The sequence below is a fragment of the Geodermatophilus sp. SYSU D00663 genome (assembly GCF_054050655.1).
Genome location: NZ_JBJGZT010000005.1, coordinates 123,944 through 144,470, shown reverse-complemented (window position 1 = coordinate 144,470; position 20,527 = coordinate 123,944). Strand labels below are relative to the sequence as shown.

18 protein-coding genes are annotated in these 20,527 nt (G+C 75.5%); 6 read left to right on the top strand and 12 right to left on the bottom strand.

Features of this window, described 5'->3' with window-relative positions; translation table 11 throughout:
* Nucleotides 1–2 precede the first annotated feature (2 nt).
* The 10 genes from ACI79Z_RS05800 to ACI79Z_RS05755 form a co-directional block, all read right to left on the bottom strand.
* A complete protein-coding gene (locus ACI79Z_RS05800; protein ID WP_456902013.1) occupies nucleotides 3–1,178 on the bottom strand; it encodes a hypothetical protein in 1,176 nt (391 codons plus the stop codon).
* Between the two features lie 134 nt (nucleotides 1,179–1,312).
* Nucleotides 1,313–1,483 (bottom strand): hypothetical protein, encoded by a 171-nt coding sequence (locus ACI79Z_RS05795; RefSeq protein WP_387985054.1) that lies wholly within the window; start codon nucleotides 1,481–1,483, stop codon nucleotides 1,313–1,315.
* A gap of 81 nt (nucleotides 1,484–1,564) precedes the next feature.
* Nucleotides 1,565–3,031: a rhamnulokinase gene (locus ACI79Z_RS05790; RefSeq protein WP_456902012.1), complete on the bottom strand. Its 1,467-nt coding sequence runs from the start codon at nucleotides 3,029–3,031 to the stop codon at nucleotides 1,565–1,567.
* Nucleotides 3,028–5,064, bottom strand: a complete 2,037-nt coding sequence (locus ACI79Z_RS05785) for a bifunctional aldolase/short-chain dehydrogenase (protein WP_456902011.1) — start codon at nucleotides 5,062–5,064, stop codon at nucleotides 3,028–3,030. Before ACI79Z_RS05785 ends, ACI79Z_RS05790 begins: the two co-directional genes overlap by 4 nt.
* 92 nt (nucleotides 5,065–5,156) lie before the next feature.
* Nucleotides 5,157–6,341 carry an L-rhamnose isomerase gene (gene rhaI, locus ACI79Z_RS05780; protein WP_456902010.1) on the bottom strand — a complete coding sequence of 395 codons (1,185 nt, stop codon included), beginning with the start codon at nucleotides 6,339–6,341 and terminating at the stop codon, nucleotides 5,157–5,159.
* Complete coding sequence (locus ACI79Z_RS05775; RefSeq protein ID WP_387985065.1) at nucleotides 6,338–6,712, bottom strand: L-rhamnose mutarotase; 375 nt, start codon at nucleotides 6,710–6,712, stop codon at nucleotides 6,338–6,340. Before ACI79Z_RS05775 ends, rhaI begins: the two co-directional genes overlap by 4 nt.
* A 68-nt stretch (nucleotides 6,713–6,780) precedes the next feature.
* Complete coding sequence (rhaS, locus tag ACI79Z_RS05770) at nucleotides 6,781–7,869, bottom strand: rhamnose ABC transporter substrate-binding protein (RefSeq protein WP_387985067.1); 1,089 nt, start codon at nucleotides 7,867–7,869, stop codon at nucleotides 6,781–6,783.
* A 73-nt stretch (nucleotides 7,870–7,942) separates the two neighbouring features.
* Entirely contained in the window at nucleotides 7,943–8,956 is a 1,014-nt protein-coding gene (locus ACI79Z_RS05765; protein ID WP_387985070.1) for an ABC transporter permease, read from the bottom strand.
* A complete protein-coding gene (locus ACI79Z_RS05760) occupies nucleotides 8,946–10,025 on the bottom strand; it encodes an ABC transporter permease (protein ID WP_387985073.1) in 1,080 nt (359 codons plus the stop codon). The genes ACI79Z_RS05765 and ACI79Z_RS05760 overlap by 11 nt, the downstream gene beginning before the upstream one ends.
* The gene (locus ACI79Z_RS05755; RefSeq protein WP_387985076.1) at nucleotides 10,022–11,527 is read right to left on the bottom strand and encodes a sugar ABC transporter ATP-binding protein; all 1,506 of its coding nucleotides are present in this window, start codon (nucleotides 11,525–11,527) and stop codon (nucleotides 10,022–10,024) included. Before ACI79Z_RS05755 ends, ACI79Z_RS05760 begins: the two co-directional genes overlap by 4 nt.
* Nucleotides 11,528–11,779: 252 nt before the next feature.
* Between ACI79Z_RS05755 and ACI79Z_RS05750 the strand changes: the two genes are divergently transcribed.
* The 5 genes from ACI79Z_RS05750 (at nucleotide 11,780) to ACI79Z_RS05730 (ending at nucleotide 17,730) form a co-directional block, all read left to right on the top strand.
* Nucleotides 11,780–12,805 carry a LacI family DNA-binding transcriptional regulator gene (locus ACI79Z_RS05750; protein WP_456902009.1) on the top strand — a complete coding sequence of 342 codons (1,026 nt, stop codon included), beginning with the start codon at nucleotides 11,780–11,782 and terminating at the stop codon, nucleotides 12,803–12,805.
* A complete protein-coding gene (locus ACI79Z_RS05745) occupies nucleotides 12,802–13,575 on the top strand; it encodes a (Fe-S)-binding protein (protein WP_387985081.1) in 774 nt (257 codons plus the stop codon). The genes ACI79Z_RS05750 and ACI79Z_RS05745 overlap by 4 nt, the downstream gene beginning before the upstream one ends.
* Nucleotides 13,572–15,080: a LutB/LldF family L-lactate oxidation iron-sulfur protein gene (locus ACI79Z_RS05740; RefSeq protein WP_456902008.1), complete on the top strand. Its 1,509-nt coding sequence runs from the start codon at nucleotides 13,572–13,574 to the stop codon at nucleotides 15,078–15,080. The genes ACI79Z_RS05745 and ACI79Z_RS05740 overlap by 4 nt, the downstream gene beginning before the upstream one ends.
* Nucleotides 15,077–15,697, top strand: coding sequence for a LutC/YkgG family protein (locus ACI79Z_RS05735; RefSeq protein WP_456902007.1), 621 nt, complete (start codon nucleotides 15,077–15,079; stop codon nucleotides 15,695–15,697). The genes ACI79Z_RS05740 and ACI79Z_RS05735 overlap by 4 nt, the downstream gene beginning before the upstream one ends.
* Before the next feature lie 125 nt (nucleotides 15,698–15,822).
* On the top strand, nucleotides 15,823–17,730 hold the full coding sequence (locus tag ACI79Z_RS05730; RefSeq protein ID WP_456902006.1) for a TIM barrel protein: 1,908 nt from the start codon (nucleotides 15,823–15,825) through the stop codon (nucleotides 17,728–17,730).
* A gap of 38 nt (nucleotides 17,731–17,768) precedes the next feature.
* On the opposite strand, the gene ACI79Z_RS05725 is transcribed toward ACI79Z_RS05730, so the two are convergent.
* Nucleotides 17,769–18,131 carry a thioredoxin family protein gene (locus tag ACI79Z_RS05725; protein ID WP_387985094.1) on the bottom strand — a complete coding sequence of 121 codons (363 nt, stop codon included), beginning with the start codon at nucleotides 18,129–18,131 and terminating at the stop codon, nucleotides 17,769–17,771.
* 166 nt (nucleotides 18,132–18,297) lie between these two features.
* On the opposite strand from ACI79Z_RS05725, the gene ACI79Z_RS05720 reads away from it, so the two are divergent.
* Nucleotides 18,298–19,581, top strand: a complete 1,284-nt coding sequence (locus ACI79Z_RS05720; protein WP_456902005.1) for a PP2C family protein-serine/threonine phosphatase — start codon at nucleotides 18,298–18,300, stop codon at nucleotides 19,579–19,581.
* Between the two features lie 84 nt (nucleotides 19,582–19,665).
* On the opposite strand, the gene ACI79Z_RS05715 is transcribed toward ACI79Z_RS05720, so the two are convergent.
* Entirely contained in the window at nucleotides 19,666–20,508 is an 843-nt protein-coding gene (locus ACI79Z_RS05715; protein ID WP_387985100.1) for a patatin-like phospholipase family protein, read from the bottom strand.
* Nucleotides 20,509–20,527 lie beyond the last annotated feature (19 nt).

Sequence of the window (20,527 nt, the reverse complement as noted above, 5' to 3'; positions counted from 1 at the left end):
CCTCAGCCGGCCGCTTCCTCCTCGTCCTCGTCCTCCTCGTCCTCCTCGTCCTCCTCCTCGCCCTCCTCGTCCTCCTCGTCCTGCTGGTCGGCCTGCTGGGCGTCCTGAGCCGGCCCGTCGTCCTGCTGCCCGTCGTCGTCCTGCTGCCCGTCGTCGCCCGCCTCGTCGTCGTACCCGTCCGCGCCGGCCATGACGGCGTAGAGGTCCTCGAGGACGTCGAGCGCGGTGTCGATGTCCTCCGGCGCGCGGTCGGCGAGCGCCCCGAGGGACTCCACGCGCTCCTCGGTGAGGAGGTCGGGCAGGCGCTCGAGCAGCGTGGCGACCGCCTGCGGCCCCTGGCCGGTGAGCGCCCGGCCGACGCGCAGCAGCGCCCGGACCGCGGCGGCGCCGCGCCCGTTGCCGAGCAGCTCGCCGGCCTGGTCGAGGTTCTCCTCGGCCAGCACCCGGTCCAGGCCGGCGGCCACCCGCTCCACCCGGCCGTCGTCGAGGACCTCGCCGGCACGGTCGACCACGTGCGGCAGGCGGTCGTCGGCGAGGAGCAGGTCGAGCCGGGCGAGCAGCCGGCCGAAGCGCTCGTCGGCGGGGAGGTCCAGCAGCCGGCCGATGCGCTCGTCGGCCGCGAGGTCCAGCAGCCGGCCGATGCGCTCGTCGCCGGCCAGGTCCAGCGCCTTCGCGACGCGGTCGCCGGTGACGAGCTCGAGCAGCGCGTCGAGCCGGTCGACCCGGTCCGGGGAGGCCAGGCGGTCGATCCCGGCGCCCAGGCGCTGCAGCCGCCCGGAGGAGAGCAGCCCGTCGAGCGCGTCGAGGGCCCGCGGCACGACGTCCGCCCGCGCCCGGACCGAGTCCGCCACCCGGGACATGCCCGCGATCCGGTCGGGGGTGAGGACGGCGACCAGCCGGTCTGTCAGCGCGGCCACCGCGGCCGTCCGCTCGGGGGTCAGGACGCCCGCGAGCCGCTGCACGACGCCGGTGGCCGTGTCGACCACCTCGGGCGCGACCGCGGCCGCCCGCGCCACCGCGGGGGCGACCCCGTCGAGCAGCGTGCGGGTGCTCCGGAGCACGTCGTCGGCCATCGGCAGCAGGTTCTCCGCGCGCGGCAGGGCGGCGCCGAGCGTGCGGACCGACTCGACGAGGGTCCGGGGGAGGTCGAACAGGTCCGCGGGGTCGGGCAGGCGCATTGGCGCTCCCTACCCGCTCGGTGACCTGACTCACTCGCGGGACACGTCGGCGTCCGGAGCCACCCGGTCAGGTGACCCCCCGGCGGTCGTGCTCCGCCCCGCCGTCGGGGCAGGGCACGACCGCCGGCCGGACGTCAGGAGCGGTGCACCTCGTCGTAGCCGTAGTCGCCGCCGGGGTCGTGCCCGGTCCGGTCGGCCGGCTCCGCGCCCACCGGGGGCACCGGCGCGCGCGCCGCCCCGGCAGCGGCCCCGTGGGCCATGTCGTAGCCGTAGTCGCCGTCGGAACGCTCAGCCGGCTGGGTCACGGCCCCTCCTCGACGCCCGTCGTGCACGTGCGGCCGATGGTCCGCGCCCGGCCGGGACGCGGGCAAGGGCCGCCGCCGCGGTCAGCGGGCGACGCGCGCCTCGGCGGCCGCCCAGCCGGCGTCGGACCCCGAGGGCCGGTACTCCACCAGCGCCTGCGTGGTGCGCAGCAGCCGGCGCATCTCCCCCAGCCCGCCCTCGAGGGCCCCGAGCGCCCGGGCCTGCACCAGCGCGTTGCCCAGCGCCGCGGCCTCCACCGGGCCGGCGAGCACCGGCCGCTGGCAGGCGTCGGCGGTGAGCTGGCACAGCAGCGCGTTGCGCGCTCCCCCGCCGACCAGGTGGACGACGTCGACGTCGCGGCCGGACAGCTCGACCGCCGCCCGGACCGTGCGCCGGTAGGCCAGGGCCAGGCTGTCGACGACGCAGCGCACCGTCTCGGCCTGGCTCTGCGGCGGCGTCTGCCCCGTCTCGGTGCACACCTGCGCGATGCGCGCGGGCACGTCGCCGGGCGGCAGGAACCGCGGGTCGTCGACGTCGACCACCGCCGTGAAGGCCGGCACCCGCGCGGCCGCGGCGAGCAGCTCGGGCAGGTCGGCCGGCAACCCGGCCGCCGCCCAGGTGCGCAGCGACTCCTGCAGCAGCCACAGCCCCATGACGTTGTGCAGGTACCGCACGGTGCCGTCGACGCCGAGCTCGTTGGTGAAGCCCGCCGTCCGGCCGGCCTCGGTGAGCACCGGCTTCTCCAGCTCCACCCCGACCAGCGACCACGTGCCGCAGGAGACGTAGGCGAACCGGTCGCCGCGCGCCGGGACCCCGGCCACCGCCGACGCGGTGTCGTGCGACCCGACCGCGACCACCGGCACCTCGCCCAGCCCGGTCTCGGCGCGGACCTCCGCGGTGAGCCGGCCGATCTCGTCGCCGGGCTGCACGAGGTCCGCGAGCAGGTCGCGCGGCAGCTCGAGCCGGTCGAGCAGGCCGGTCGCCCACTGCCGCGTCGTCGCGTCGAGCAGTCCGGTCGTGGAGGCGTTGGTGACCTCCGCGACCCGCGCGCCGGTCAGCCAGTACGCGAGCAGGTCCGGGACGAGCAGCGCCTGCCGGGCGGCGGCGAACCGCGCCGTCCCGCGCATCGCGGCGAGCTGGAACACCGTGTTGAACGGCAGGTGCTGCAGCCCGTTGACCCGGTACAGCTCGTCGGGCGGGACGACGGCGTGCGCCGCCGGCACCGCGGTCTCGTGCCGGGCGTCGCGGTAGTGCACCGGGTTGCCCAGCAGCGCGCCGTCGGCGTCGAGCAGGCCGACGTCGACCGCCCAGCTGTCGATGCCGATGCCGTCGAGCCCGTCGGCCTCGCGGCCGGCCGCGCGCAGCCCGTCGAGCACGCCGGCGTAGAGGCCCAGGACGTCCCAGTGCAGCGTGCCCGCCGTGCGCACCGGCCGGTTGGGGAACCGGTGCAGCTCGGTGAGGTCCAGCCGCCCCGGGCCGACCCTCGCGGCCATGACCCGGCCGCTGGAGGCGCCCAGGTCGACGGCCGCGAGGGACAGCTCGCGGGTCACCGGAGGAAGGCCGCGGCGACCCCGGAGTCGACCGGGACGTGCAGGCCGGTGGTCCGGGTGAGCTCCCCGCCGGTGAGGGCGAAGACGGCGTCGGCGACGTGCTCGGGCAGCACCTCGCGCTTGAGCAGCGTGCGCTGGGCGTAGAACTGCCCGAGCTCCTCCTCCGGCACCCCGTAGACCGCGGCGCGCTTGGCGCCCCAGCCGCCGGCGAAGATGCCCGATCCGCGGACGACGCCGTCGGGGTTGATGCCGTTGACCCGGATCTGGTGCTCGCCGAGCTCGGCGGCCAGCAGCCGGACCTGGTGGGCCTGGTCGGCCTTGGTCGAGGAGTAGGCGATGTTGCTCGGGCCGGCGAACACGGAGTTCTTCGAGGAGATGTAGACGACGTCGCCGCCCATCCCCTGCTCGATCATGATCCGGGCCGCCTCGCGGGAGACGAGGAAGCTGCCCTTGGCCATGACGTCGTGCTGCAGGTCCCAGTCCCGCTCGGTGGTCTCCAGCAGCGGCTTGGAGATCGACAGGCCGGCGTTGTTGACCACGAGGTCCACGCCGCCGAAGGCGAGCACCGCCTCGCGGAACGCGGCGGCCACGGCCTCGGCGTCGGACACGTCGGCGGCCACGCCGATCGCGACGTCGGGGCCGCCGATCCCGGCCGCGGCGTCGGTGGCCTTCTGCAGGTCCAGGTCGGCGACGACGACGCAGGCGCCCTCGGCGGCGAGCCGCTCGGCGATGGCCTTGCCGATGCCGCTCGCCGCGCCGGTGACCAGCGCGACCCGGGTGGCCAGCGGCTTGGGCTTCGGCATCCGCTGGAGCTTGGCCTCCTCCAGCGCCCAGTACTCGATGCGGAACTTCTCGCTCTCGTCGATCGGCGCGTAGGTGGAGACCGCCTCGGCGCCGCGCATGACGTTGATGGCGTTGACGTAGAACTCGCCGGCCACCCGCGCGGTCTGCTTGTTGGCGCCGAAGCTGAACATGCCCACGCCGGGCACCAGCACGATCGCCGGGTCGGCGCCGCGCATCGCCGGCGAGTCGGGCGTCGCGTGCCGCTCGTAGTAGGCCGCGTACTCGGTGCGGTACTCCTCGTGGAGCTTCTTCAGCCGCCGCACCACCTCGTCGGTGGTCGCGGTGGCCGGCAGGTCGACGACCATCGGCCGCACCTTGGTGCGCAGGAAGTGGTCCGGGCAGGAGGTGCCCAGCGCGGCGAGGGGCTGCAGCTTCTCCCGCGACAGGAAGTCCAGGACGACGTCGGAGTCGGTGAAGTGGCCGACCTGGGGCCGGTCGGTGCTCGCGAGCCCGCGGATGACCGGCGCCAGCGCGGCCGCCCTCGCCCGGCGCTCGTCCTCGGGCAGCGCCTCGAAGCCGGGGACGACGGCGCCGAACGGCTCGGCCTCCCCGCGCTCGGCGAGGAAGCGCTCGGCGGTCCGGATGACGTCGAGGGAGTTGGCCTCGGCCTCCGCGGCGGTGGCGCCCCACGCGGTGATGCCGTGGCCGCCGAGGACGCAGCCGATCGCCTGCGGGTTCTTCTCCTTGATCGCGGCGATGTCCAGGCCGAGCTGGAAGCCGGGACGGCGCCACGGCACCCAGACGACGCGGTCGCCGAAGCACTCGCGGGTCAGCGCCTCGCCGTCGGCCGCCGTCGCCAGGGCGATGCCGGAGTCGGGGTGCAGGTGGTCCACGTGCGCGGCGTCGACGAGCCCGTGCATCGCGGTGTCGATCGAGGGGGCGGCGCCGCCGCGGCCGTGCAGGCAGAAGTCGAACGCGGCGACCATCTCGTCCTCGCGGTCGACGCCGGGGTAGACGTCGACCAGCGAGCGCAGCCGGTCCAGCCGCAGCACGGCCAGGCCGGACTCCTGCAGGGTGCCGAGGTCGCCGCCGGAGCCCTTGACCCACAGCAGCTCGACCGGCTGACCGGTCACCGGGTCGGTCTCGGTGCCCTTGGCGGAGGTGTTGCCGCCGGCGTAGTTGGTGTTGCGCGGGTCGGAGCCCAGCCGGTTGCTGCGCTCGAGCAGCTCACGGACGACGGGGTTGGTCACGAGGGGTGCTTCCTTCCGGGAGTCCGGGGACCGCCTTTCGCGCGCGAAAGGCGATGGGAGGGAGTGCCTTTCGCGCGCGAAAGGCGAAGAGCTCAGGCGCCCCAGGAGGCCTGGGTGCCGCCGATGCGCTCGCGGGCGATGCGCTCCTGGTGGCCGGAGCGGGCGTAGGCGGCGTACGGGTCGGCGTCGAGGCCCTTCGACTCGCGCAGCTCCGCCAGCAGCGGGCGGACGTCGGTGGAGAAGGCGTCGGTCAGCGCGCCGTGCGCGGCCAGCACGTCACCGGAGGACTGCGCGGCGGCCAGCGCCTCGCGGTCGACCAGCAGCGCCTTGGCCGTGGCCTCCTGCACGTTCATCACCGAGCGGATCTGGCCGGGGATCTTCGGCTCGATGTTGTGGCACTGGTCGAGCATGAAGTTGACCTGCGACTCCGGGCGCAGCGCGTCCGCGGCCACGATCTCGTTCATGATCCGGAACAGCTGGAACGGGTCGGCCGAGCCGACGATCAGGTCGTCGTCGCCGTAGTACCGGGAGTTGAAGTCGAACGCGCCGAGCCGGCCGACCCGCAGCAGCTGCATGACGATGAACTCGATGTTGGTGCCCGGCGCGTGGTGGCCGGTGTCGAGCACGACGGTGGCCCGGTCGCCCAGGGCCAGGCAGTGCAGCAGCGAGGTGCCCCAGTCGGGGATGTCCATCGCGTAGAAGTAGGGCTCGTAGAACTTGTACTCGAGCAGCAGCCGGTGGCCCGGGTCGAGCAGCGCGTAGACCTGCTGCAGGGAGTCGGCCAGCCGGTCCTGGCGGCCGCGCAGGTCGTCCTGGCCGGCGTAGTTCGTGCCGTCGGGCAGCCACAGCTTGAGGTCGGTCGACCCGGTGGCGCGCATGACGTCGACGCACTGCGCGTGGTGGGCGATCGCCTTGTCCCGGACCGCCTTGTCCGGGTGGGTCAGCGACCCGAGCCGGTAGTCGTCGTCCTGGAACAGGTTGGAGTTGATCGCGCCGATCGAGACGCCGAGGTCGGCGGCGTGCGCGGCGAGCTTGGAGAAGTCGTCGACGAGGTCCCACGGGATGTGCAGCGACACCCGCGGCGCGGCGCCGGTGTGGCGGTGCACCACCGCTGCGTCCTCGATCTTCTCGAACGGGTCGCGGGCGACGCCCGGCTGGCCGAAGACCTTGAAGCGGGTGCCGGAGTTGCCGAACGCCCACGAGGGCAGCTCGATGGTCTGCTCGGCCAGCGCGGCGAGCGCGGCGGCCCTGCGGTCAGGGGTGCCGAGGTCGGTCACGAGGGGTCTCCCGTCGGTGCGGTGGTGGTCTCCCCGAGCGCCGTCAGCTGGGCGTCGAGGTCGAAGACGAGCGGCAGCTCGGCCTTGCCGGAGCCGTCGCCGGTCACGAAGAAGGGAGCCATCGAGGCCTCCCACCGGGCGCTCACCTCGGTGGCGTCCACGGCGGCCTGCGCGGCGGCCAAGCCGCCGACACCGTCGTCGGTCTCCACGATCCCGACGAGCAGGCCGTCCTCGCGCAGGTAGAGCCGGTAGTCGCGCCAGCCGGCGTCGCGCAGGGCGCGCAGCATCTCCGGCCAGACGGCGGCGTGCCGCTCGCGGTACTCGGCGAGCCGGTCCGGGCGGACCTGGAGGGTGAAGCAGGCGCGGGGCACGGGGGTCTCCTTGCGGGGGGTCCCGGTCCCGCCGCCGGGGAGCCGGCGGCGGGACCGGGCGCGACGACTCAGAAGTCGAAGTCGTCGATGTTGTCGGCGTTGAACACGGTGGGCTCGCCGAGCACGACGACGCCGTCGGCGCCGACCTCGTACTCGCCGAGGTCACCGGCCTCGAAGGTCTCGCCCTCCTCGCCGGTGATCTGGCCGGCGGCCAGCGCGGCGCCGGCGTAGGCGGCCAGGTAGCCCAGGTCCTCGGGGTTCCACAGGGCGAAGGCGGTCACCGTGCCGTCCTGCACGAACTCGCGCATCTGGTTCGGGGTGCCCAGGCCCGTCAGCGCGACCCGGCCCTTGTACTCCGAGCCGGACAGGTAGCGCGCCGCCGCGGAGATGCCCACGGTGGTCGGCGAGATGATGCCCTTGAGGTCCGGGTAGGTCTGCAGCAGACCCTGGGTCTCCTGGAAGGACTTCTCGTCCTCGTCGTCGCCGTAGACCGTCGTCACGATCTCCATGTCCGGGTACTCCTGGGCGGCGTACTCGGTCATGAGCTCGATCCAGGTGTTCTGGTTCGTGGCGTTCGCCGTCGCCGACAGGATCGCCACCTGGCCGGCGCCGCCGATCTGCTCGGCCATGAGGTCGATCTGCGTCTGCGCGATGCCCTCGGCCGTGGCCTGGTTGATGAACAGGTCGCGGCACTCGGGGTTCGTGTCCGAGTCGAACGTGACGACGCTGGCGCCGCCGCTGCGGGCCTGGTCCAGGGCGCTGCAGATGGCGTTCGGGTCGTTGGCCGAGGTGAGGATGACGTCGGCGCCCTGCTGGGTCAGCGTGTTGATGTAGCTGACCTGGGAGGAGGCGCTGGCCTCCGACGGGCCGACCTGGCTGAACTCGCCCTCGACCTCGCCGACGGCGCGCTCGGCGCCGGTGGCGGCGACGTCGAAGTAGGGGTTGTTCAGCTGCTTGGGGAGGAAGGCGATCGCGAGGTCCGCGGGGATCTCGGCGTCGGGGTTCGCGGAGGCGCCGGCGGCGTCGTTGCCGCCGCTGCTCCCCTCGTCCTCGCCGCGGGTGGTCCCGCCGCAGGCGGCGGTGGTGAGCACGACGGCGGCCACCGCCACGCCGGTCAGGCCACCGCGCAGGCGGCGGCTGGTCAGGAACAGCGACATCGGGGTCCCTCTCTTCGGGTGGGTGGGGTCTGGTGGTGCGGTGGTGCGGCTGTGGGTGGGGAGCGGCGGCGGGTCAGGCGGGGGCCCGGCGTCGCCGGCCCTTGACCCGGGCGGCGACCTGCGGCGCGACGACGGCGGTGATCAGCAGGACGCCGGTGACGATGTTCAGGACGTCCGAGGGCACGTTGACCAGCTGCAGCGCGTTGCGGACCGAGGCGAGCAGCAGGGCGCCGGCCATGACGCCGAGCAGGCCGCCGCTGCCGCCGAAGATGGAGACGCCGCCGAGCAGGATCGCCGCGATGACCTGCAGCTCCAGGCCCGTGGCGTTGTCGGCGCGGGCGCTGCCGTAGCGGAGGGTCCAGTAGACGCCGCCGAGCGCGCTGACCACGCCGGTGGCGACGAACAGCCACAGCTTGGTGCGGGCGACGTCGATGCCGCTGAAGCGGGCGGCGTCCTCGCTGTTGCCCATGGCGTACAGCGAGCGGCCGACCGGGGTGGCGTGCAGGACGACCGCGGTGACCGCGACCAGCACCAGCAGCGGGAGCACGACGGTGGGGATGCCGGTCGAGCCGATCGAGCTGATCGCCCACGTCGTCCAGGCGCGCGGGAAGTCGGCCACGGCCTGGTCGCCCAGGACGACGAACGCGAGCCCGCGGTAGAGCGCCAGCGTGCCGATGGTGACCGCCAGCGAGGGCAGCCCCAGCCTGGTCACGAGGAACCCGTTGACCGCGCCGAGCACCGCGCCCAGCACGAGGACCAGCGGGATGATCGCCTCCAGCGGCAGCCCGGCCACCCACAGCTGGCCCATGACCGCGCTGGACAGGCCGACGGTGCTGGCCACCGACAGGTCGATCTCGCCGGTGACCACGACCAGCGTCAGCGGCAGCGCGATGAGCGCGATGACGACGACGTCGAGCAGCAGGAAGCCGGCGTTGCGGGTGCTGGCGAAGCCCTCGACCGAGAACGCGGCGATCACGAGGAACAGCACGAGGAACGTGGTGATGACGCTGCCGCTGGGCAGGGTCGGCCCGCGGCGGGCCGGCGCGGCGGCCGGCGCGGCCGGGGCGGGGGCGGTCTCAACGGTCACGGCGGGCGTTCCTCCCCCGGAGGCGGGCGGCCAGGCGCAGCTGCAGCGCCCGGTCCAGTGCGATGGCGGCGAGGATCAGCGCGCCGACGGCGGCGTCCCGCCAGAACGGGTCCAGGCCCAGCTGCGGGAGCGCGGTGCCGATCGTGGTGAGCAGCAGCGCGCCGAGCGCGGCGCCGTAGACCGAGCCGCTGCCGCCGAAGATGGCGACCCCGCCGACGACCGCGGCGGCGACGACGAACAGCTCCTGGCCGGTGCCGGCGGTGGTGTCCAGCGTCTGGAACCGCGCGGCGTAGAGGACGCCGGCGAGCCCGGCGAGGGCCCCGTTGACGACGAAGGCGGTGAGCACCCGCCGGCCGACCGGGATGCCCGACAGCCGCGCGGCCTCGGGCGCCGAGCCGATGCCGTACAGCTCGCGGCCGCTGCGGAAGGTCCGCAGGTAGTAGCCGACGAGCAGGACGACGGCGACGGCGATGAGGAACAGCACCGGGACGCCCAGCAGCCGGGCGCCGCCCAGGGACTTGAAGCCGGCGGGCAGGTCGGCGGCGTTGATCTGCAGCCGGTCGGCGCTGGAGGCCCACAGCGAGTCCAGCCCGCGGAAGGCGTAGAGCGTGCCGAGCGTGACCACCAGGGAGGGCACCCCGGCGGCCGCGACGATCAGGCCGTTGAGCAGGCCGCAGACCGCGCCGACGGCCGTGCCGGCCAGGATCGCGACCACCACCGGCGTGCCGGGGGCGACCACCAGCAGCGTGCCGGTGGCGTAGGCCGACAGGCCGAGCACCGAGCCGACCGACAGGTCGACGTTGCGCGTGATGACCACCATCGTCTGGCCGGCGGCCAGGACGGTGAGGATCGCCGCGGACAGCAGCAGGTCGCGGACGTTCTGCCCCGACAGGAACCGCGGGTTGGCGATCACCGTCACGACGACGAGCAGCACGAGCGCGGCGAGGATGCCGAGCTCGCGCACCACGAACAGCCGGTGGACCAGCGCCGACCCGCGGCGGCCGGTGCGCTCGGGCGCGGCCAGCTCCTCCGGCAGCGCCGCGGGGGTCTTCGTCAGGGGCGCGCTCACCGGGCGGCCCCCGCGGTCGAGGAGCCCTGGCCGGTCGCGGCCAGCATGACGCTGTCCTCGTCGGCGCGGGCGCGGGGGATGTCGTCGACGAGGCGGCCCTCGGAGACGACGAGGACGCGGTCGGCCATGCCGAGCACCTCCGGCAGTTCGCTGGACACCATGACGACGGCCAGCCCCTCGGCGGCCAGCTCCGACAGCAGCCGGTGCACCTCGGACTTGGTGCCGACGTCGATGCCGCGGGTGGGCTCGTCGACGATCAGCACGCGCGGCTCGGTCGACAGCCACTTGGCGAGGACGACCTTCTGCTGGTTGCCGCCCGACAGCGTGGACACCGGGTCGGACAGCTTCCCGGCCTTGACCTGCAGGCGCTCGGACCACTCGGCGGCCTGGGCGCGCTCGGCGCGGGAGCTGAGCAGGCCCGCCCTCGCCAGCTTCCAGCGCCGGGTGAGGGTGGCGTTCCTCTCCACCGACAGCTCCATGACCAGGCCCTGCTGGCGGCGGTCCTCGGGGACGAGCGCGATGCCGGCGGCCATGGCCGCGGCCGGGTCGCCCTTCCTCAGCGCCTTGCCGGAGACCCGGACCGAGCCGGCGTCGTAGGTGTCGACGCCGAAGACCGCGCGCACGATCTCGCTGCGGCCGGCGCCGACCAGGCCGGCCAGCGCGACGATCTCGCCCGCCCGCACGTCGAAGGAGACGTCGGAGAACACGCCGCGGGTGGTCAGGCCGCGCACCTCGAGCACGACGTCGCCGGGCTCGACGTCGACCTTCGGGAACAGCGAGGAGACCTCGCGGCCGACCATCCGGCGGACCACCTGGTCGACGGTGAGGTCGCGGGTGGGGTCGGTGGAGACCCACTGCCCGTCGCGCATGACGGTGATCCGGTCGCAGAGGTCGAACACCTCGTCGAACCGGTGGGAGATGAACAGCACCGCGGCGCCGGAGTCGCGCAGCGACCGGGCGACGGCGAACAGCCGCTCGACCTCGACGCCGGACAGCGCGGCGGTGGGCTCGTCCATGACGAGCACCCGCGCGTCGAACGACAGCGCCTTGGCGATCTCGACCATCTGCTGGTCGGCGATGGACAGGCCGCGCGCCGGGCGGTCGGGGTCGAGCGCGACGCCGAGGCGGTCGAACAGCGCCCGGCAGCGGCGGCCGAGCTCGCGGCGGTCGATGCGCCGGCCCGACAGCAGCGGCTGGCGGCCCATGAAGATGTTCTCCGCGACCGACAGGTCGGGGAACAGCGTGGGCTCCTGGTAGATGACCGCGATGCCGGCGGCCCGCGCGGCGGCGGGGTCGGCGAGGGTCACCGGCCGCCCGTCGAGCAGCACGCGGCCGGTGTCCGGGCCGTGCACGCCGGCGAGGATCTTGACCAGCGTCGACTTGCCGGCACCGTTCTCGCCGACGAGCGCGTGGGCCTCCCCCGCGCGCAGCTCCAGCTGCGCGCCGCGCAGCGCCGCGACCGCGCCGAAGCTCTTGCCCACGTCCTCGAGGGCCAGGACCACGGTGCCGTCCTGTGCCCGACCGGCCGCCGGCGGCGCGGGTGGCGCCGAGGCGTGGTCCACGACGACCACCTCCGTTTGTGAAACGATTCAGGCGTGCTGTGGCGCAGACCATAGGGAGGCGTTTCGAGACGTGTCAACACCGCGTGTCCGGCCCGTGACCGGTGTTTGACACGTTTCAGTGGACGGGCGACCATCGCTGCCGGACGGTGTCCCCCGTCACCCGCCCCGACCCCCTGAGGAGACGCCGTGCCGGTGAGCATCCGCGACGTCGCCGAGCAGGCCGGCGTCTCGGTCGGGACGGTGAGCAACGTGCTCAACCGCCCCGAGGTGGTGAGCGGGCCGACCCGCGAGCGGGTGCTCGACGCGATCGCCGCGCTCGGCTTCGTCCGCAACGAGTCGGCCCGCCACCTGCGCGCCGGGCACAGCCGGACCATCGGCCTGGTCGTCCTCGACATCGCCAACCCGTTCTTCACCGACGTCGCGCGCGGCGTGGACGACGTCGTCGACCCGGCCGGCCTCGCGGTGATCCTGTGCAACTCCGACGACCGCCCGGAGAAGGAGGCCGCCCACCTCGACGTGCTCGCCGAGCAGCGGGTGCAGGGCGTCCTCATCACCCCGACCGCGGAGCTGTCGCCGCACCTGGACTCGCTGCGCCGCCGCGGGGTGCCGGTGGTGCTGGTCGACCGGCGCGCGCCCGGCCCCGACCAGTGCGCGGTCGCCGTCGACGACGTCCTCGGGGGCCGGCTGGCCGCCGAGCACCTGCTCGAGCGCGGGCACCGGCGGATCGCCTTCATCGGCGGTGCCTCCGGGCTGCCGCAGGTGCAGGAGCGGCACGCCGGCGTCGTGGCCGCCGTCCGGGAGGCCACCGGGGACGACGACGCGCTGCTGGTCCTCTCCCCCGAGCACCTCACCGTCGACGGCGGCCGCGAGGCCGCCGCCCGCATCGTCGGGCTGCCCGCCGCCCGCCGGCCCACCGCCGCCGTGTGCGCCAACGACCTGCTGGCCCTCGGCGTGCTGCAGGAGATGGTCCGCCAGGGCGTGCGGGTGCCCGACGACTTCGCGATCGTCGGCTACGACGACATCGACTTCGCCGCGGCCGCCGCGGTCCCGCTGACCTCGGTGCGCAAGCCGCGGGCGGCGCTGGGGTCGCGGGCCGCCGAGCTGCTGCTGGACGAGGCGCGCGGCGAGGGGCACGTGCACGTGCAGGAGGTCTTCGAGCCGACGCTCGTGGTCCGCGAGTCGAGCATGGTCTTCCGCGACAGAGAGGGGACCCCGTGAGGGTCGCGCTGTTCGCCACCTGCCTGGTGGACACGGTGGTGCCGCAGGTCGCCCTGGCCACCGCGCGGCTGCTGGAGCGGCTGGGCCACGAGGTGGTCGTGCCGCCGACGCAGGCCTGCTGCGGGCAGATGCACGTCAACACCGGCTACCGGCGCGAGGCGGTGCCGATCGTGGCCAACCACGTGCGGGCGTTCGCCGGGGCGGAGGCGGTCGTGGCGCCGTCGGGGTCGTGCGTGGCCTCGATCCACCACCAGCAGGCCGCCGTCGCCCGCCGCGCGGGCGAGGAGGGGCTGGCCGCCGAGGCGGAGGCCCTGGCCGCGCGCACCCACGAGCTGTCGCAGTTCCTCGTCGACGTGCTCGGCGTGACCGACGTCGGCGCCTACTACCCGCACCGCGTCACCTACCACCCGACCTGCCACTCGCTGCGCCTGCTGCGGGTGGGCGACCGGCCGCTGCGGCTGCTGCGCGCCGTCCGCGGGCTGGAGCTGGTGGAGCTGCCCGGCGCGGAGTCCTGCTGCGGGTTCGGCGGCACCTTCGCGGTGAAGAACGCCGACACCTCGACGGCGATGCTCACCGACAAGATGGCGAACGTGCTGTCCACGCACGCCGAGGTGTGCACCGCCGGCGACGCCTCCTGCCTGATGCACATCGGCGGCGGGCTGTCCCGGCTGCGCTCGGGCACCCGGACGGTGCACCTGGCCGAGATCCTCGCCTCGACGGAGGAGAACGTGAGCCCCGACCAGACCACCGCCCCCGCGGTCCCGGCGTGAGCGCGACGCCGCTCGCCCCGGGCGCCCCCCGCTCCGGGACGACGTTCCTCGGCCTGCCGACCGCTCCCCGGGGCGTCGGCCACCTGCGCGGCACGCAGCCGTTCCCCGACGCCGCCCGCACGGCCCTGCGCGACGGGCAGCTGCGCGCCAACCTCGGCCGGGCCACGACGACGATCCGCGGCAAGCGCGCCGCCGTCGTCTCGGAGGTGCCGCACTGGGAGCAGCTGCGCCAGGCCGGCAGGGCGCTCAAGGCCGCCACCATGGCCCGGCTCGACGAGCACCTCGAGGAGCTCGAGCGGCAGGTGACCGCGCGCGGCGGCACGGTGCACTGGGCCCGCGACGCCGCCGAGGCCAACCGCATCGTCACCGACCTGGTGCGGGCCACCGGCAGCGACGAGGTGGTCAAGGTCAAGTCGATGGCCACCCAGGAGATCGGCCTCAACGAGGCGCTGGAGACCGCGGGGATCAGCGCGGTCGAGACCGACCTGGCCGAGCTGATCGTCCAGCTGGGCGAGGACACGCCGTCGCACATCCTCGTGCCGGCGATCCACAAGAACCGCTCGGAGATCCGCGAGATCTTCAGCCGCACCATCCCCGGCGTCGACCCCGGCCTGACCGACGAGCCGCGGCAGCTGGCGATGGCCGCCCGCGCCCACCTGCGCGAGCGGTTCCTGCGCGCCCGGGTCGCCGTCAGCGGGGCCAACTTCGCCGTCGCGGAGACCGGCACGCTCGCCGTCGTCGAGAGCGAGGGCAACGGCCGGATGTGCCTGACCCTCCCGCAGACGCTGATCACCGTCATGGGCATCGAGAAGGTCGTGCCGCGGTGGGAGGACCTCGGCGTCTTCCTGCAGCTGCTCCCCCGCTCCTCCACCGGAGAGCGGATGAACCCCTACACCTCGCTGTGGGCCGGCGTGACCCCCGGCGACGGGCCGCAGGAGTTCCACCTCGTCCTGCTCGACAACGGCCGGACGGCGGTGCTCGCCGACGAGGTGGGCCGCGAGGCGCTGCACTGCATCCGCTGCTCGGCCTGCCTGAACGTGTGCCCGGTGTACGAGCGCACCGGCGGGCACGCCTACGGCTCGGTGTACCCCGGCCCGATCGGCGCGGTGCTGTCCCCGCAGCTGACCGGCGTCGAGGACAACGCCTCGCTGCCGTACGCGTCGTCGCTGTGCGGCGCCTGCTACGACGTGTGCCCGGTGGCGATCGACATCCCGTCGATCCTCGTGCACCTGCGCGCCGAGCACGTCGAGGCGGTCGCCAGGGACGGGGAGCGGCCCACCGCCGAGGCGGTCGCCTTCCGCGGGCTGTCGCGGGTGATGAGCAACCCGCGGCTGTGGCACCTCGCGCAGCGCGCGGCCGGGCTCGCACGGCTGTTCGCCCGGGGGAAGCCGACGCTCCCGGCCGCGCTGCCGCCGCCGGCGAGCGCCTGGACCCGCACCCGCGACCTGCCCACCCCGCCGGGGAGGACGTTCGTGCAGCAGTGGAACGAGGAGCACGGCCGGTGAGCGCGCGCGAGGAGGTGCTCGGCCGGATCCGGACGGCGCTCGGGACCGACCGGCCGTCGGTCGCCGTCCCGCCGGTGCCGGCGCCGCGCGAGCTGCCGGCGGCCGAGCTGCTGGACCTGCTCGCCGAACGGGTGGAGGACTACCGCGCCACGGTGCTCCGGTGCGCGCCGGCCGACGTCCCGGCGACCGTCGTCCGCGCGCTCGACACGGCACTGGGCACCGGCTGGGACCCGGCCGGTGTCGTCGTCGCCCCCGGGGTGCCGGCCGCCTGGCGGCCCTCCGGCTCGGCCGAGGACGACGGCGGGCCCGCGGTGGAGCTCGCCGCGTTCGCCGCGACGCTCACCGGCGTGGCGACGGCGGTCGCCGAGACCGGCACGCTGGTGCTCGACGGGGCGCCGCTGTCGGGACGCCGGGCGCTGTCCCTGCTGCCCGACGTCCTGGTCTGCGTGGTCGAGGCCGCGCAGGTGGTGCCCGACGTGCCCGACGCCCTGGCCCGGCTGGACCCGGTCGCCCCGCTGACGATGGTCAGCGGCCCGTCGGCGACCAGCGACATCGAGCTGCAGCGGGTCGAGGGCGTGCACGGCCCGCGCACCCTCGTGGTCGTCCTCGCCGGCTGACCGGGCGCCTGGCACGTCCCCCGAGCGGGCGGTCCGGTGTGGCACCGCCTTGCTGCGCGGAGGACCAGCGGTCATCCTCCGACGGTGCGCCGTCCCTCGACCACCTCCCCGGCCCGCGGTCCTGAGTGACCGCTCCAGTGCAGTCGATCACCCGGCGCCGCCGGTCGATCGCGACGGTCTGTCTGTCCGGACTGCTCGAGGACAAGCTCGACGCGGCCGCGTCGGCGGGCTTCGACGGCGTGGAGCTGTGCGAGCCGGACCTGGTGTCCGCGGCGTGGACACCGGCGGAGGTGGCCGGCCGCTGTGCGGACCTCGGCCTGTCGATCGACCTCCTCCAGCCGTTCCGCGACCTGGACTCCACCGATCCGGACCGCTTCGCGCGCAACCTGCGCCGCGTCGAGCGCACCCTCGACGTGGTGGCCGCCCTCGGCACCGAGACGCTCCTGGTCGTCTCGTCCGTCGCGGCCGACGCGGTGCAGGACCTCGACCGGCTGGCCGCCCAGCTGGCCGAGGCGGCCGACCGGGCGCAGCGGCGTGGGCTCCGGGTCGCCTACGAGGCCCTGGCGTGGGGCACCCACGTCTCCACGTGGGAGCGCAGCTGGGAGGTGGTCCGCCGGGCCGGTCACCCGGCGCTGGGACTGTGCCTGGACAGCTTCCACGTCTTCGCGCGGGACGGGGACGTCGCCGGCATCACCGCGGTCCCCGGCGACAAGATCTTCTCCGTGCAGCTGGCCGACGCGCCCGACCTGCGGATGGACGTGCTGCAGTGGAGCCGCCACCACCGGCTCTTCCCGGGGCAGGGGGCCTTCGACCTGCCGGGGTTCCTCGGGGCCGTCCTCGCCGCCGGCTACACCGGGCCGCTGTCGCTCGAGACCTTCAACGACGTCCACCGCTCGTCCGCACCCACCTGCACGGCGGCCGACGCCATGCGCTCGCTGCGGTGGCTGGAGGAGGTGGTGGCGCGCGACCACCCGGGCAGTGGCGCGCTCCTGCCCCCTCCGGCACCGGACCTGACCGGCTGGTCGTTCGCCGGGCTGACCGCCGACGGGACCTCCGCGTCCCGGCTCTCGGAGGTCCTCACCTCGCTCGGTTTCACCCGCACCGCCCGTTCCCGGACCGAGCCCGTCGCCGTGTGGGAGCAGGGCGGGGCCCGGTTGCTCGTCGACTCCCGGCGGAGCCAGCCGTCCCGGCGGGGCGCCGTCGCCCTCACCTCCCTCGGGGTCGCGAGCACCGATCCCGTCCGGTCGGCCCAGCGGGCGCGGGCGATGGGCGCCCCGGTGGCGGAGCGCGGCTCCGGCGCCGCCGGGACCGGGTCCTGGGCGGTGGCCGCACCCGACGGCACGGAGATCCGGTGCACGCCTCCCGCGTCGGAGGGCTTCGTCCCGACGGGTGAGCGGCCGGGGGCCGGCAGCGGGTTGACCCGCATCGACCACGTCGGCCTCACCGTGACGCCCGACGACGTCGAGAGGACCACCCTGTTCCACCGCGCGGTCCTGGGGCTGGAGGCGCACGGCGAGGCCGACGTCCCCGGCCCGTCGGGCCTCCTGCGCACCCGCGGGATCGCCGGCCCGGACCGGGCCGTGCGGCTGGCGCTCACCGTGCCGGTCCTGCGCCGCGGTGAGTGGGCGTCCGAGGTCCCGGAACCGCAGTACGTCGCGTTCGCCACCGACGACGTCGTCGCCACGGTCCGGGCGCTGCGCGCGGCCGGTGCCCCGTTGCTGCCCCCACCGGTCAACTACGCCGACGACCTGGAGACCCGGCTCGACCCGGACCCGGACCTGCTGGCGGTCGTCCGCGAGCACGGCCTGATGTACGACGAGGACGGGGACGGCGGCTACCTGCACGTGGCCACCGAGCTGGTCGGCGACCGGGTCTTCTTCCTGGTGGTCCAGCGACTGGGACGCTACGACGGCTACGGCGCCCCGGACGCTCCCGCACGCATGGCAGGGCACCGGCGCAGGGCGGGCGGGCGGTCCCCCGTCGCCGCCGCCCCGGCGGCGGGCACGCCCTGCCCCGTCGGTCGCCGGGCCTGACCTCCGCCGCCACCGCTCGCGGGCGGCGGCGTCCGCGCTCAGTCGATCGGCTCCGGGTACAGCGCCCGGACGGCGGGCATGTCGAGCGCGCGGATCGTCTCGACCAGCAGGTCGAGGGAGTCCGCGGGGATCCACCCCGGCTCGGCGAAGACCAGCACGCCGTCGCGGTAGACCCGCAGCGTCGGCGCCGACCGCACGCCCAGCTCGGCCGCCAGCGCGGCCTCGGCCTCGGTGTCGACGGCGGTGAAGCGCAGGTCCGGGTGCCGCGCCGCGGCCTGGTCGAACACCGCGGTGAACGCGCGGCTGCTGCCCGACCGCGACGTCCGGAAGTCGACCAGCACGATGCCCGGCGCGGACACCGCCGCCGGGAAGTCGGCCGCGCCGATGGTCGCCGTCGTCATGTCCCCTCCCGTCTCCTCCCCCAGTGTGGCCCCCGGCCCCCCGCCGCACAGCCGCGGCACCCCTCGCCGGCGTCTCGGGTGCGGCGCCGGCGCGGGCTCGGCTGGTGACCGCTGCCGTACGCTCCGTACCCGGCGCCTGCGGACGGGGAGCCGGGACGGAGCCGGGGTGAGCAGCGACGACGGGACCGGTGACGTCGAGCGCTACCGCTACCTCGCCGAGGTCACCGAGTCCCTGACGCAGAGCCTGGACACCGGCACCACGGCCGACCAGCTCGCCCGCCTCGTCGTGCCGGTCCTCGCCGACTGGGCCACCGTCACCCTGCTCGCCGGGGACGGCGCCCCTGGCAGCTCCGCCCGCGCGCACCGGGACCCCCGGCGCCTCGACGACGTCGACACCTACCTCGCCGGGCGGGTCACCGCCCCGCGCGACCAGGCCGCGCTCGCCTCGGCGCTCGCGTCCGGCGAGCCCGTGCAGCTGGAGCGCATCGAGGCGGACCTCGGCCCGGAGTCCCTGCCCCAGGGTCCGGTGCGCGCGGCCTGGGAGCGGCTGGACCCCCGGTCGAGCCTGTTCGTCCCGCTGCAGGCGCGCGGCTCGGGCTTCGGCGTCCTGTCCCTCGTCCGGTGCGGCGACCGGCCGCCGGCCGGGCCCGCCGACGTCGCGCTCGCCGTCGAGGTCGCCCGCCGCGGGGCGCTGGCGCTGGACAACGCCCGGCTCTACGGCCGCCAGCTGCGGGCGGCCGAGACGCTGCAGCACAGCCTGCTCACCCCGCCGCCGCAGCCGCCCGGCCTCGAGGTCGCCGTCCGCTACCGGCCCGCGGTGTCGCAGCACCTGGTCGGCGGTGACTGGTACGACGCGTTCCCCCGTCCCGACGGGACCACGGTGCTGGTCATCGGCGACGTCGCCGGGCACGGCGTCGAGGCCGCCGCGGCGATGGCGCAGCTGCGCAGCGCGGTGCGCACGCTCGCCTACGACTCCCCCGACGGGCCGGCGCGGACCCTCGACCGCGTCGACCGGGTGCTGGCCGGCCTGCACGTCGGCACGCTGGCCACCGCGCTGGTCGCCCACCTGGCGCCCGCGCCCGGTGGTTCCGGCCGGCTGCTGCGCTGGTCGTCGGCCGGTCACCTGCCGCCGCTGGTGCTCGGTGCCGACGACGCGGTGCGGCTGCTCGAGACCCCGCCCGAGCGGCTGCTCGGCACCGACGAGCCCGGCCTGCGCCGCGACCACGAGGCGGCGATCGCACCCGGCGAGACGCTGGTGCTGGTCACCGACGGGCTGGTCGAGGTCGGCCGGCAGGGCATCGACGAGGGTCTCGCGGCCGCCGCCGAGGCGCTGTCCGGGCTGTCCGGGCTGGCCGCGGACGCCCTGTGCGACCGGCTGCTCACCCGCGCCCTGCCCGGCCGCACCGACGACGACGTCGCCGTGCTCGCCGTCCGCGTCCTGCCCGGCTGAGGCCGCTCACCGCCCACCGGGTGGTCACCTGCCGGGGTCACCGGCCTGCGGTGACCCCGGCAGGTGACCACCCGACGCCGGACGTCAGCCCCAGAAGGCGCGGACCTCGTCGGCGACGCGCGCGGCCTGGGCGCGGCCGGCGCGGGCGCAGGGCTCACGGGTGGCGGGGTCGAGCGGGTTGGTGCCGAAGGCGCGCACCGCGGCCTCGTCGGCGAGCACCAGGTGCGCCTTCCCCTCCCGCCGCAGCGTCGCCAGCTCGTCGTCCAGCGACGGGCCCAGCGGGCTGCCCGCGATCCCCGCCATCGGCGCGACCACGAGCACCGTGTCGCAGCCGGCCGCGAGGTCGGCGTTGGTCGCCGAGCGCATCCCGCCGTCCATGAACCGCCGCTCCCCGATCGTGATCGGCGGGTAGACGCCCGGAACCGCGCAGGACGCGGCGACGGCGTCGAGCAGCGGGAACCCGGTGTCGCGGTCGACGGCGAGGAACTCCCCGTCCGCGGTGTCGACGGCGGTCACCACGAGCCGCTGCGCGGGCCACTCCGGTGCGCCGATCCGCGCGCCGATGACCGCGCGCCGCTCGGACTCGGGCACGGTCTGCGCGCGCAGCGCGAGTGCGCCGATCCGGGCGCGCGCGTCCTGCTCGCCGGTCGCACCGGCCAGCGCGGCGGCGAACGAGGCGAAGAAGGCCGCCCCGTCGAACTGCACCGCCCGCTCGGTCGCCGGCACCGGGCCGAGCTGCGCGGCGTGGAGCTGCTCGAGGTCGTGACCGGTGCGCAGCAGCGTGCCGACGATCGAGCCGGCCGAGGTGCCCACCACCAGGTCGGCGTCCCGGACGTCGACCCCGGCCTCGGCCAGCCCGGACAGCAGCCCGATCTCCCAGGCGATCCCGGCGATGCCACCGCCGCCGAGGACCAGTGCGCGACTCACCTCAGGACTCCGGGACGCC